The 13,148-nt window shown below is 47.4% G+C and carries 9 protein-coding genes; 5 read left to right on the forward strand and 4 right to left on the reverse strand.

Features of this window, described 5'->3' with window-relative positions; genetic code table 11:
• Positions 1-1,336: 1,336 nt before the first annotated feature.
• Complete coding sequence (locus ACQKLP_RS00370) at positions 1,337-1,567, reverse strand: FeoA family protein (protein WP_126248549.1); 231 nt, start codon at positions 1,565-1,567, stop codon at positions 1,337-1,339.
• A gap of 132 nt (positions 1,568-1,699) precedes the next feature.
• Between ACQKLP_RS00370 and ybeY the strand changes: the two genes are divergently transcribed.
• From ybeY to ACQKLP_RS00390, 4 genes are all read left to right on the forward strand, one after another.
• Positions 1,700-2,125, forward strand: a complete 426-nt coding sequence (gene ybeY, locus ACQKLP_RS00375; protein ID WP_427318994.1) for an rRNA maturation RNase YbeY — start codon at positions 1,700-1,702, stop codon at positions 2,123-2,125.
• 3,531 nt (positions 2,126-5,656) lie between these two features.
• Positions 5,657-7,525, forward strand: a complete 1,869-nt coding sequence (mnmG, locus tag ACQKLP_RS00380; RefSeq protein ID WP_427318996.1) for a tRNA uridine-5-carboxymethylaminomethyl(34) synthesis enzyme MnmG — start codon at positions 5,657-5,659, stop codon at positions 7,523-7,525.
• Between the two features lie 381 nt (positions 7,526-7,906).
• Positions 7,907-8,485 carry an RNA polymerase sigma factor gene (locus ACQKLP_RS00385; RefSeq protein ID WP_427318998.1) on the forward strand — a complete coding sequence of 193 codons (579 nt, stop codon included), beginning with the start codon at positions 7,907-7,909 and terminating at the stop codon, positions 8,483-8,485.
• A complete protein-coding gene (locus ACQKLP_RS00390; RefSeq protein ID WP_427319000.1) occupies positions 8,482-9,927 on the forward strand; it encodes a porin family protein in 1,446 nt (481 codons plus the stop codon). Before ACQKLP_RS00385 ends, ACQKLP_RS00390 begins: the two co-directional genes overlap by 4 nt.
• Before the next feature lie 7 nt (positions 9,928-9,934).
• On the opposite strand, the gene ACQKLP_RS00395 is transcribed toward ACQKLP_RS00390, so the two are convergent.
• Together ACQKLP_RS00395 and ACQKLP_RS00400 are read right to left on the reverse strand one after the other, a co-directional pair.
• Complete coding sequence (locus tag ACQKLP_RS00395; RefSeq protein WP_427319002.1) at positions 9,935-10,465, reverse strand: CopD family protein; 531 nt, start codon at positions 10,463-10,465, stop codon at positions 9,935-9,937.
• A gap of 47 nt (positions 10,466-10,512) precedes the next feature.
• Positions 10,513-11,814: an MFS transporter gene (locus ACQKLP_RS00400; RefSeq protein ID WP_427319004.1), complete on the reverse strand. Its 1,302-nt coding sequence runs from the start codon at positions 11,812-11,814 to the stop codon at positions 10,513-10,515.
• Positions 11,815-11,898: 84 nt separating this feature from the next.
• Between ACQKLP_RS00400 and ACQKLP_RS00405 the strand changes: the two genes are divergently transcribed.
• Positions 11,899-12,081, forward strand: coding sequence for a hypothetical protein (locus ACQKLP_RS00405; protein ID WP_427319006.1), 183 nt, complete (start codon positions 11,899-11,901; stop codon positions 12,079-12,081).
• Here ACQKLP_RS00405 and ACQKLP_RS00410 read toward each other — a convergent pair.
• On the reverse strand, positions 12,076-13,146 hold the full coding sequence (locus ACQKLP_RS00410; protein WP_427319008.1) for a winged helix DNA-binding domain-containing protein: 1,071 nt from the start codon (positions 13,144-13,146) through the stop codon (positions 12,076-12,078). The genes ACQKLP_RS00405 and ACQKLP_RS00410 overlap by 6 nt on opposite strands.
• Positions 13,147-13,148 lie beyond the last annotated feature (2 nt).

The raw sequence follows: 13,148 nt of genomic DNA on the forward strand, positions 1-13,148 counted from the left end.
GTAGAATCAGTGATAGATGTTTCTGCCAGGTGATGGTTGTGATGAAATGATTTTTCCGCCGATGATTTTCGGGGATCGGTTTTTCTGAAATGTTTTTCGGGATGGAGGAGTGATCTCTTTTCGTGAATGAAGATCTGTTTGTATAGTGATAGATGTATGAACTGGTTTTTGGTTGCGTAGATTTTTTCCGCCGGAGAATTTTTCAGGCGATGGCTTTTTCTGAATGTAATTCGGGTAGGGGATTTTATGTCCTGTTGTGATCGTTGGCCTGTTCATTATATATATGGACGACGATTGCGGATCGATGGGATTTCCTTGCCGGGCTTATTTTCGGGAACAGATTTTTAGGAGCTATTTCAGGATGGAGAATAATTTCTTTTTCGGATGGGTGTTCCGTTTTGTGTGGTGATAGACGCATGAAATGAGGGATGGATTTCCGGGAGGATTTTTCCGCTGGAATGGTTCCAGGACATATGGGATTTTTCTGAAAGCATTTTCGGGATGGAGTAGTTAGATCTCCTCTCCTATGCCGGGGTTGTGTAGTGATAGATGCATACACCTGGGATCGGGGTGGGATGGATTATATTCCGCTGAATTTGACTGGATGGAAAGCGAATTTTTTCTGAATGAATTTCGGAACGGGGAAGTTATGTCTTTCCGGAGCAGTGACTGTTTCTTTAGATACTTCGTATAGTATTACGGTTTCTGATTTCGGTTGATGGATTTTCTGCTGCCGGATACATTCAGGGAAAAGGGGAATTTTTTCTGGAAGGAATTTCGGACTGGGGATGTATTGTCTATTTGTGAGGTGGCAAGTTTGAATTGATTTTTTCTTTTTCAGTAGATTTTCCTTTCCGTAAAGATCTTTGAAGCGAATGGAATATTCGTCGGATTGTCGCACGATTGATATATTGATGCTGGAGAATACACATAATAATATATAGGTGTATTTTCTCCTGGTTTGTATAATGCGACAATATTCGGCAGGGATTGCTGGATTAGGGGTACATAATAATATATAGTCGAATTTCTTTGGAAAGCTGTTATGGGAATTCCGGGTCTAGGAATTTTGAGTAGAAAGGTTACAAAATAATATATTGTACATCCAGCTCGATGAGGGATTTGGAAGTGACAGCTTCTAACATGAAATACTTTTTCTGAAAGAGAATTTCCGCGATGTATTTATTAGATGTATTACTTCCATTGCTTGCTGCATTTATAAAATAGGTTGTGGGATCATCACTCCATTATATATTTAGTCTGCTTTTCCCCTACTCCAAATAAAAAGGCCATCTCACTGAGATGGCCAAAGATCTTATTTAACGGTGGAGATATTTTATACGGCAACTTCTTCAACCCAGATATGATCCGCTTCGGTTTTACGGAGTGAAAGATTGTAGCCGGCAACGATGATGCAAATTGGATCTCCCAGCGGCGCGATCTTTTCTACTTTTACTGTTTCCCCCGGAACACATCCCATTTCCATGAGTTTTATATGAAGGTCGCTTTTCTCGAATTCCCGTATTACTGCACTTTTACCAAGGGTGAGGGAAGAAAGTTTAATCATATTTTCTTGTTGAGCGAGTTAAAACCAATCTGTGACTGCTGTCCCAGCTATTACGGGGCAAAGGTACCGCTCAACGGCCATAATGCAAAAAAAGGCCACTGCTGAAAGGCTTTTTCACCATAATTTTACACAATGGCAATCAATTTTACATTACACGAGGTGAAAGTCCAGCTGAAAGAGCGTACCCGGCTGAAGGCATTCCTGAAAGAGCTTTTTAGGCGTGAGGGACAGGGTTTAAAGAACCTGCATTATGTTTTTTGTTCGGACGAGTACCTGTTAACGATCAATCAGGAGTTTCTGCAGCACGATACTTACACAGATATTGTCACTTTTGAGCTTTCGGAAAACCCGGATATTACGGAGGGAGAGATTTACATTTCTATAGATAGAGTCCGTGAGAATGCGGTTAAGTTCAAGGTGTCGGAAAACTATGAGCTGCACCGCGTAATTTTCCATGGGGCATTGCATTTATGTGGTTTCCGGGATAAATCCAGGAAAGAAGAAGCTATTATGCGGGAAAAGGAGGATGAGAACCTGAAACTGTACTTTGAATCTTAACACCGTTGCCATGTTCCACGTGGAACATCCGCTTATAGGCATGTAGCTCCCAATTTGGGAGCTTTTTTTATGCAGTAAGCCCTGAGGTCCGAGGTATCGACCATGGGGTTTGCTTCAAAATCGCACATTGAGACGCTACTTTCGTAGTTTTCAATCTTCAATGCTTGAAAAAGCAGAAGTTTCCTCTTTTATTGCTGTTTGATTCCATTGAGTTCAGTTGCGCTCCTTGTGTTATAGTTGATTTTACGGTTTGGGTAGTTTCCTGATCCGGCTAATTGAATGTTTTGATGTGCCCCAACCCTTCTTTCAGTTGCTGCAAGGGACGGACTATGTGTTTTGTAGGTTAAAGCTGTTTTCTGGTACTAGTTTCAATTGTAACCTTTGGCTTTTCTGATGAGAGGTTCATTTCTTTTGGGTTTGTTGTACTCTGATTATCTCGATTAATTCTCGTTTGTAGGTTTATAGTTGATTATAGAAGGAAATCTCTGCATTCAAGCTTTTATGTTCTATTTATAGATGGTTGATCGAGTATTTACCTTTTGATTCTTTGGCCAGGTATAATTGAAACGGTATAATCCGGTATAATATCTTTTAGGATAACCTGATATTGGGTTTATAGCTATTTGCGGTTCGGCGGATCCCTTTTCTTTGATTTTTGGTTTGAGAATAGTTGGCCAGCCCCTCTAATTCACTAATAACCTTTCAAAACAACGGGATGGGCTGAAAAGTACCAGCCTACGGCCATCGAACGGCTTTTTTCTTTCAGTTAGGAATCGCACTACCCATTGCAACGTGCGAATCGGTAGAAAGGCGTACAAAAACGGCCGGAAAAGTTCCTATTTAGCGTGATTTCCCAAGAAAATGTGCATAGCTAAGGCACTGTGCGGCCTTTGATATATAGAATGAAGGAAGGACCATACTTCTTGCTTGCTTTATTTTAATGGTTTGGTAATAAAGAGGGCCTCTTCTGCCCTTCTATTCATTCTGAGCTCTATTAGGATATTGTTTATACTCCATATTCGGAAGTATTGGAGAAAAATGGGTTATTCCGATGGGGAACCCGCCATTTCCCTCGGTTGATTCCTATCTTTAAATGAATGAATAAGCTATACTGCCGTTCAATATGCTAGTATTGGTGGTTTAATGGGGGTATGATGTATGTTCCACGTGGAACATACCTGCTTTTTCGTTGATCAAGATGGGTTATCCCTAGAAATATGAAGTGTTGAATTCAATTTCAAGCTTAGTATATGGATCGTTGTTTTGAATGCTGGCAATTATGACCTTCTCAAGCTGGTAAATGTGACTGGACTATCGTAAAAAGCCGGATTTGCTTTGGTTCACCGCTTCCACCTGGATCTTTTGACGTACAGGTTGGTTCATCACGGATGAATTTGTTTATAGGATGCCTGGTTTAAGTGTTCCACGTGGAACATTAATCGGGTTATAATATCAAAGGCATGAATTCAAGGTCGATTTTATTGATTTTCAGGTTTTTGATTGCTATTGGGAGGGTCTTAGTGTGGAATAGGTTTGATAATGGCCTTTTTGGACAGTCTTGACGAATTACTCCCGGGAACGAGCCGTCCTAGCTACTGGGTTAACGACAATTCTTACTATTTCTAATGGTATAAGGATACATTTAGACGGTATTGGGGGGAAAGCATGCCTTCTTGCGGAGTTCTGCTGCTTTAGAGCCTTTTTTTCTTTCGTCAGGACATACTGGAGCTTGTTTACTCTACTATTATCGTCTAATGATTGTTTGTTTTGGTAGTTATTTGCCCAGGTAGACTGGTTTTAAATAACTAAGTTGTTTCGCCGGTGGACTTTTCCTACTTAGGCCGCCATATTTATCCTGCAAATACGCATTATAGAGTTGAAAGGGGGTCAGGGTTGCATTATTCGGAGGAACTTTTATCGTTCATGGCTCTTTTATTACCATTCGTGCAGGTAGGATATCAATTTAGCCCACTTTAAACCAATTCATGCGTAATCGAACGGCGATCTCCCCTGATTAGGTGTGTTTTGTATTGAAGACTTGAATGTTCCACGTGGAACATGATTGGTTGTATGTTGAGAAACTTGGTGCTTGCACTTTGAGTTAATCGGGCCGTTAAAAAGAAAAATGAACCGCGTGTTCCACGTGGAACATACAGCTTAAACGCTTTAATATAGGTTAGACAGGTGCTTTTGGACTGGATTGAGGTACTGGAGGAAAAGATTTTTGGATTTAGCGTATGGACTACTTGGAAGGTACGCCCTCTAATCTACACCTAGATGTGGCCAAAACAAAGTTCCTTCCCTACAGCGTTTTTTAAAGCGCATCTGCAGGTTGCTTTATGGAGAAGCAGGATGGTAATTCCGATATGCTAGATGCATCCTGGGCCTACTGAACCCCGGAAGTTTTTAACTTTCTGAGTGTTTTAATGGATATGGAGGGTTTTTCCACACGAATGATTGAAACAAAGGAATGAAATCCCCCACCTCCAAAGAGTTTGCTGCCTTTTTGAACCAAGGGACATAGTTTCCTCACCCTTAGAGAGCTGAAAAGGAGCGCTGTCCTACTTCTACTACGTTTTCCCTATCAGGGATTAAGTTTCCTCCCCCTTTTGAGACTAGAAACAAAGGAAATATGTCTCCATTTCTCATCAGTCTACTCTCTATTCCCTCTAAAAGGATTTAGTTCCCTCCGCCTTGGAGAGTAGAAACGAAGGAACCATGTCTCCCCTTCCCAAGAGCCTACTCTCTATTTCCTCTAAAAGGAATAAGCTTACTCACCAATGAAGAGCAGAAACATGAATACTCGTGCCCACGTCCAAAGATTTTACTCGCTATTTTTTCTTAAAGGATTTAGTTTTCTCCCTCGAAAAGGAGAAACAAAGTAACTATGTTCCCATCTCCCTCCCTTTCCCTCCAAGGAACTTAGTTTACTCATGCTCGGAGAGATGAATTAGGAATACTATGTTCCTACTTCCCCTAGCCGATCCGCTAACTATATCGGCATTGACCTCTTACTTATATTATATGCCCTAAATATCCCTGGAGCTCCTCGCCCAATGAACGGATTTTCTGAGGCTGGGAATTGTCTTTCTAGCTTAGAAGCAATGCATGCGGAATGCGGACGTTTGCAATTCCATACCAGTAATCTATCACTAACACCATTGATTACCCCCAGGGCAGACAGTATAAAAGCCCAATAAAAATTAAAGCCCCCGGGAAACAATCGAAGACTTAGAAAAGATAACCTCCCTGCGATTTCGCACCCTTTTCAACCTACCGGTATCCGGAGTTACAGTATACAATCGGAGTATTTCAGCTTTCTACCCCTTCCAATTCCCGTACTAAAACCCGTAACAATCTATCTAACCACCACCAACACCGGGAAACCAAACAAGTAGCATCACACATCTCAGAAAAAGAAATTCCCTTTCGAATCGAAAGTCAGACAAAGACCATATCCGATCACTTCCCCCCAACTTCTACCCTGTCCATCAATCTTTTGACTTAACTTTGCACTTTCAAAATTCAAATATGTTCCCTGTTTACGATGTTATTGTAGTTGGTGCCGGACACGCAGGCTGTGAAGCCGCCGCTGCCGCCGCCAATATGGGTTCCCGGGTTCTCCTCGTTACCATGAATATGCAGACGATCGCGCAAATGAGCTGCAACCCCGCTATGGGTGGCATCGCCAAAGGCCAGATCGTTCGTGAGATTGATGCCCTCGGAGGCTACTCCGGCATCGTGACCGACCAGTCCATGATCCAGTTCCGCATGCTCAACCGTAGCAAAGGTCCCGCCATGTGGAGCCCCCGCACACAAAACGACCGCATGCTCTTCGCCGCCAAATGGCGCGAAGCCCTGGAAAATACCCCGAACGTAGATTTCTACCAGGATATGGTGAAAGCACTCATCATTAAAAACGGTGTCTGCCAAGGCGTAATCACCGGCCTCGGACACGAAATATCCGCGAAAGCTGTCGTCCTCACCAATGGCACATTCCTCAATGGCGTCATCCATATCGGCGATAAACAGTTCGGCGGCGGCCGCGTTGCAGAAAAAGCAGCCACCGGTATCACCGAACAATTGGTATCCCTCGGTTTCGAAAGCGACCGCCTAAAGACCGGGACACCTCCCCGTATCGACGGCCGCTCCCTCGATTACTCCAAAATGGAAGAACAAAAAGGCGACGAAGAAATCGTTGGCTTTAGCTATATGGACGTTGAAAAGATCCGCCCGGAACAACAACGCTCCTGCTGGATCACCTACACTTCCGAAAATGTACACGAAATTCTGAAGACCGGGTTTGATCGCTCCCCCATGTTCCAGGGACGAATCCAGGGAATCGGGCCGCGCTACTGTCCCTCCATCGAAGATAAAATCAACCGTTTCGCCGAACGCGAACGCCACCAGTTATTCGTAGAACCGGAAGGATTCAACACCGTTGAAATCTACGTCAACGGATTTTCAACTTCCCTCCCCGAAGATGTACAGCTGAAAGCCCTGCGCATGGTGGCCGGATTCGAAAATGTGAGAATGTTCCGGCCCGGTTACGCGATCGAATATGATTACTTCCCGCCTACCCAACTGCAGTTTTCCCTCGAAACGAAACAGGTCGCCAACCTGTTTTTTGCCGGCCAGATCAATGGAACTACCGGCTACGAAGAAGCCGCATGTCAAGGTTTGATGGCCGGTATCAACGCGCACCTGAAAGTTGCCGAACAGGCCCCGCTCGTTTTGAAACGCAGCGAAGCATATATCGGCGTACTAATCGATGACCTCATCAACAAAGGGACCGACGAACCCTACCGCATGTTTACTTCACGCGCAGAGTTCAGGACCCTCCTTCGCCAGGACAACGCCGACCTCCGGTTGACCGAACGCAGCCACGCCCTCGGCCTCGCGACCGACGAGCGCATGGCCCGCACCCGCGAAAAACTGGAAGGTGTAGAAAAGATAAAATCCATCCTGAAAGAATTACCGCTCGAACCCGAAGAAGCGAACGCCTGGTTGCAAGCCAGCGGCTCTGCTCCCCTCACCCAAAAACAACGCGCACATCAAATTTTGCTGCGCCCGGGCATCGACATTTTTTCCATGAAACAGCATCTGCCGAAAGTGGAAAAAGCACTCGAAAATTATTCAAAGGAAGTGCTCGAGCAAGTAGAAATCCAGGTGAAGTACGACGTGTATATCGAAAAGGAAAATGAACTGGTGCAAAGAATGAGTCAACTCGAAGATCTGATGATCCCCGAATCGTTCGATTATTCCAAACTCGTTTCGTTATCGAACGAAGCGCGCCAGAAATTTTCTCGCATCAAACCGCGGACCCTCGGTCAAGCGAGCCGGATCAGCGGCGTCAATCCCAGCGACGTACAAATTCTTATGGTCTACATGGGCCGGTAGGAAAATATTTTTCCCAGGAAAAAGAGCGGTCGGTTTTTTCGGCCGCTCTTTTTTTATGTTCCACGTGGAAAATGGCAATTTCATCCGAAAAACCATAAACAATTGAAAATCAACTAATTAAAAACGTCTCCAAATTTCGATGATCTCGGCATGGCTGAGGGCTAGGTATCAAAAACGATAAAAAACGAAAATCCGGGCTAAAAAGTGGGCTATCTTTGAATGGGGCATTTTTGAAGAAAAAACGGAAGGAAAATCAACAAAATTTTTGGACCGAGGCAACCTGCGAGAATTGAAAACCGTACATACTGTAGTAACGCCCGAAAAAAAATTTTAGCCATCCGTATTCCCGCGGTTTCGGGAAACCCGAATTTTAAAAAATCAGTGCAGGACATATCAGCAATCATAGCGGGCTGCAGGAACTGGAACCGTTCCAGTCAGGAAGCACTTTACCGGCAATTCTTTGGATATGCCATGGCTATCTGTTTGCGATATGCGAATAACAAAGAGGAGGCGATTGAAATTTTAAACGACGGTTTCTTGAAAATTTTTCACCACATCGATTCTTACGATACGTCCCGACCTTTCAAAAGCTGGTTGAGCAAAATCATGGCGAACACCGCTATCGACCATTTGCGCAGCCGGAAGAAAATCGTTTTTACGGAAGACATCACACAGGTGTACGATTTGGGGATGCCCGACGAATATGCGATCAGTAAATTGTCATACGAAGAAATTCTCCAATTGGTACAACACCTCCCTCCCGCTTACCGGACCGTTTTCAATTTATATGTGCTCGAAGGATTTCAGCACCAGGAAATTTCAAATATGCTCGGAATTTCGGAAGGCACATCCAAATCCAATTTGTTTAAGGCGAAGCGGATACTCAAAGAAAAAATCGAAGCCATCACATCTATGAATATTTCCGGCCCGGGATCCATCGGTGCCGCCCAACCGTCATGAGCGAACAGTTTGAACATAATATCCGGAAAAAGCTGCAGGACGCAGAAATTCCATTCGAGCCCATGGCCTGGGAGCGGATGGAAAAACTGCTGGACGAGCCTAACCGCCGCCGCCCCATCTGGTGGTGGCTGAGCGGGCTCGTGCTCATCCTGGGGCTTGGCGGCTGGTGGTTCTTCTCGCAACAAAATGTGGAAAACGCCGGCGCAACTTCCGACGACAATATTATTTCCGAAAACCAATTGACCAATCCGGAAGGGAAAAACGAAACGGTGGATAACACTCCCGCTTCCGGAACCGCAAAACTTCCATCCGCGGACGATGGGAAATCGAATGTGGATAAACCATCAAAATCGTCCGCATCTCCTTCCGCCAATTTCATTTCAAAAGGAGAAAGTTCGAATGATGTGGATAAAGGGGCTGCCAACTCCCCTTCCTCTTCGTTAAAAAATAACGACCCGAAATTTCGGGTTGGAAAAAACAACCTCGCCGCAAACATCGCCACGCAAAAACGGAACAACGAAATTCCCGATGTGGATAAAGTGACCGGTTCATCGTTGATCTCTGAAAAAGGAAATCCGGATGTGAATAATGCAACGGCTCCTTCCGCCAACATCCCTCAGAATGATGGAACGGGAAATCCGGATGTGAATAAATTGACCGGCTCATCAAAAATCATCGATCAAAAAACGAACGATCCCCATCCGGATGTGAATAAACCGACACCGGCGATCCTTCCTCCGCAAAATCAGTCCGGCAAAAAAACGGATGTGGATAAAGGCACAGGAATTGCACAAACACCAGGATCGAATAATCCTTCCACCGAAACGAAAACAGACTCGGCACAATCAACCCCCGGTCCCTGGAAAGCCCCGCGCAGGAAGGGTTTCGAAGGAGGTATCTTCCTCGGGCCAGACGTGAACGCCACCGCATCTTTCGTTGGCACCAGGATCGGGTTCACCGGCGGCCTCCTGCTCAGGTACCATGTGAATAACCGTTGGTTCATTAGTACCGGCGCCGCCTACACGAAAAAAATCTACGGCGCTTCGCCCGACGAATACAAAGTCAATGGCCCTGCATACTACACAGACATCGACGCGGATTGCGACGTGATCGACGTACCGCTCAATATACATTACGTTTTTGCGGAACGCCCGACCGGCAGATGGAACGTGAGCGCAGGCGCATCCACGTATTTCATGCTGCGCGAAAAGTATGATTATTACTATACCAACTACCCCAAACGGACCCGCGTATATAACAACCAAAACCAACACTGGTTTTCCGTCATCAACCTCAGCGCTGGTTGGGAGAAGAACACGAAAGGTCGGTTGAACTGGGGCTTGCAACCTTATGTGAAAATCCCGGCCGGTGGCGTCGGGGAAGGAAAAGTGAAGTTGTATTCCGCCGGCGTCAGCCTGCAGCTCACCTTGGGTAAAAAATAAAAGCGGATTATTTTTTCTTCTCGCGGATGTTTTTGTACACCTTGATCGCCACCATCAGCGCGGCGGTAAAAAGGGCCAGTCCGGCCAGGGCCCAAACCGTACTCAGAAAACTTTTCAGGACTACCAGGAAAACGATCGCCACCAGGAAGATCGTGGCTACTTCGTTCCAGACGCGGAGTTGCGTGGAACTGCGTTTGATGACCCCGGCCTGGAGGTCTTTGTAAATGCCATGAAGGAAAAAGAAATAAAAATACAGGCCGAGCACGAATGCCAGTTTTATCCACAGCCAAACCGGGATGCTGCCCAGCAAAAGCGCCATCCATGGCCCAAAGATCAACGTCAGCACGGCCGAGGGCCAGGTGATCCCGAACCACAACCTTTTCATCATGATCCGGTATTGATCCTGGAGGATGCTGCGACGGGGCTCTTCCATCTCCTGCGCTTCCGTGAAATACACGAACAGCCGCACGATGTAAAACATCCCGGCGAACCAGGTCACGATGAAAATGATATGAAGCGCCTTGATGGTGAGGTACATAATGGCAAAAATAATTAAAAATCACGGGGCGTCCGTCACCCGACCGTTTATAGTTGCTCCCGGTCCATGTAGGAATCCTTGCGGCTGTCGCGCGAGAAAACGTACACGAGCAGCGAAATGAAAATGCAGATGGTCACGTACCAGTAATACCACGATTCATGGCCGATCACTTTGAGTTGGAACGCGATCGTTTCGGCCGTTCCGCCGAAAAGGGCCACCGTTAACGCATATGGGAATCCCACGCCGAGGGCTCTTATTTCCGCCGGGAACATTTCCGCTTTTACAACGGCGTTGATAGACGTGTAGCCGCTCACGATCACAAGCGCGGCGAGTATGAGAAAGAACGCGCTCCAAACGGATCCGGCATGGCTGATGGCCGTAAGCAACGGAACGGTTAAGAGGGTACCCAACACGCCGAAGCCGATCAGTAAGGGCTTTCGCCCGATTCTGTCGGACAGTTTACCGAACAGCGGCTGGATGCATGCGAAGATCAGCACGAGGAAAAACGAAATCAGCGTGGATTCTTCTTTGGACAGTTTCACGGTGTTGACGAGAAACTTTTGCATGTAGGTGGTATAGGTGTAAAACGCGAGCGTTCCTCCCATCGTCAATCCCACCACGGTAAGCACCGCGCGGGGATGATCGCGGAAAAGCGCTTTCACGGAGCCGCGCTCCTTCTTTTTCGTGTCGAGATCTACGGATTCGTGCATGTTCCGGCGGAGATACAATGCCGTGATGGCCAGTGCGGCACCGATGATGAACGGGATGCGCCATCCCCATTCCGCCAATTGTTCCGGCGTGAGGAAAACCCGCTGCAGCAGCATCTGTACGCCGAGCGCGAGGATTTGTCCACCGATTAGCGTTACATATTGAAAGCTGGAAAAGAAACCCCTGCGCGAGGGGTCCGCCACTTCACTGAGGTACGTTGCAGAAGTGCCGTACTCGCCGCCCACGCTGAGCCCCTGCATGAGGCGCGCCAGCAAAAGCAATACCGGCGCGGCTACGCCGATGCTGGTAAAAGAAGGCGTACAGGCGATGAGCAAGGAACCGAGCGACATCAACAAAACCGACAAGGTCATTGCAGTTTTCCGGCCGCGGCGGTCGGCGATCGTTCCGAAGAGCCATCCGCCGAGGGGACGCATGAGAAAACCCACGGCAAAAATGGCGGCGGTGTTTAATAATTGCGCGGTTGGATTATCTGACGGAAAGAAGACCGGCGCGAAGTAAATCGCGAAGGCGGAATAGGCGTACCAATCGTACCATTCCACCAGATTGCCGACAGAGCCGGTAAAGATTGCTTTCAAACGCCACGCGGTGGTGGCTTCACGCGGAATGGAATTGGTGGTCATAAATCAAAAATAAATATTTCCCGGACATCCTTTTCTTAACAAACCTTTTACCCCCGGATTCGACAAAAAAACGAAATTCGGACCATGAGAAAAAGAAGACGGCATCGCCGGAAATGGGCGCGCCAGCAGCTGCGGATCAGGATGTTTTCGGAAGAGCTGACCCGCTTTCGGCAACAGTTGGGAAAAGCGCAGGGGGAACGGAACCGGAAGTTGAATTACCTCGTGGAGCGGATGAACAGGCTCTGGCCCGGGGAATTCCGGTCATGAAACCCACGCCGCCGGCAAACCCATGAACTTTCCATATCGGTTCGCGGCCGTGACTAGCCGCTCCTCCCCGATCGAAATCCCTTCAAAAGGTATATAAACCATTTCCACCCCGTTTTTCCGGATCTCCCGGCGCCAGGTCCCCACGATCTTCCCTTTCGAAATCACCAGGTTCGGCAAAATCCCGTTCGGCGGTGAAAGCACACCCGCCGGCACGCCATCCGCTACCATCGACCGGTCCGCATAACTGATATGATATTCATCGAATCCCGACAGTAACCGGACTTTCGTATCCGGCCGCACCGCCGTTTCGCCAGGTGTGAGGTAATACGTCTTTTCGCCGGACGAAAAACTTTCGAATGCGCTGCCCGCCTCTTCAAACGCCCGCCGGCACGCCGTTACCGGAAATCCGCACCACCACGAGAAATCTTCCGGCGTAGCCGGGCCGCGGCTTTTTAAATAGCGTATAGCCAACTCCGTTAGTGGGCCGTGAGAAAGTTGATACGGGATTTGAGGCAGCCATTCGTCGAGCAGCACGTACGTGAATTCCTTTCCCCGTCGCGGGCCGCAGCAGATCACCTGCTCCAGGCCGCCCATGGTGAGGAACTGGTTCATGCGGTGATCGGAAGTATCGATCCGTTTTTTATCGAGAATGGTTTTCAGTTCATTGCGGGAAAGCGCCTCCCCGTTCTTCAGCACCTGGCGGAAAATCTTGTAGACTTTCGAAAAGGAATCTGCGTCGAGCCCCAGCTTTTTCCACTGGCTGCCACCCTGGATTTTTACCCGCGGCGTCACGAGCGTCGCCATCCAGCGCACATCCTGCGGATGCACGAAATGCAACGTGCCGCGGAGGTTCGATATGCGGATGATCTCCCTCTTTTCCAGGAGCTTTTCCACACCATCATCGGTCAGGTTTTTACATCGCATCCCGAGCGACCACTTAGCCCCCGCAAAATCCTGCGCCTGCATGGCGCAAATGTGCGCAACAACGGATGCCGGCGTTTCAATGGAAGGGCTGGATAAAAACTGTCGCTCGAGACGGGTGGCGAGGATGGCGGACGGGTTCATTT

This window comes from Chitinophaga sp. NPDC101104, assembly GCF_050277495.1.
Lineage (GTDB): Bacteria > Bacteroidota > Bacteroidia > Chitinophagales > Chitinophagaceae > Chitinophaga.

Bases quoted from the DNA above. Each gene is read 5' to 3' on its own strand.
- ACQKLP_RS00370 (WP_126248549.1), bottom strand. From the start codon at position 1,567: ATGATTAAACTTTCTTCCCTCACCCTTGGTAAAAGTGCAGTAATACGG.
- ybeY (WP_427318994.1), top strand. From the start codon at position 1,700: ATGGCAATCAATTTTACATTACACGAGGTGAAAGTCCAGCTGAAAGAG.
- mnmG (WP_427318996.1), top strand. From the start codon at position 5,657: ATGTTCCCTGTTTACGATGTTATTGTAGTTGGTGCCGGACACGCAGGC.
- ACQKLP_RS00390 (WP_427319000.1), top strand. From the start codon at position 8,482: ATGAGCGAACAGTTTGAACATAATATCCGGAAAAAGCTGCAGGACGCA.
- ACQKLP_RS00395 (WP_427319002.1), bottom strand. From the start codon at position 10,465: ATGTACCTCACCATCAAGGCGCTTCATATCATTTTCATCGTGACCTGG.
- ACQKLP_RS00400 (WP_427319004.1), bottom strand. From the start codon at position 11,814: ATGACCACCAATTCCATTCCGCGTGAAGCCACCACCGCGTGGCGTTTG.
- ACQKLP_RS00405 (WP_427319006.1), top strand. From the start codon at position 11,899: ATGAGAAAAAGAAGACGGCATCGCCGGAAATGGGCGCGCCAGCAGCTG.
- ACQKLP_RS00410 (WP_427319008.1), bottom strand. From the start codon at position 13,146: ATGAACCCGTCCGCCATCCTCGCCACCCGTCTCGAGCGACAGTTTTTA.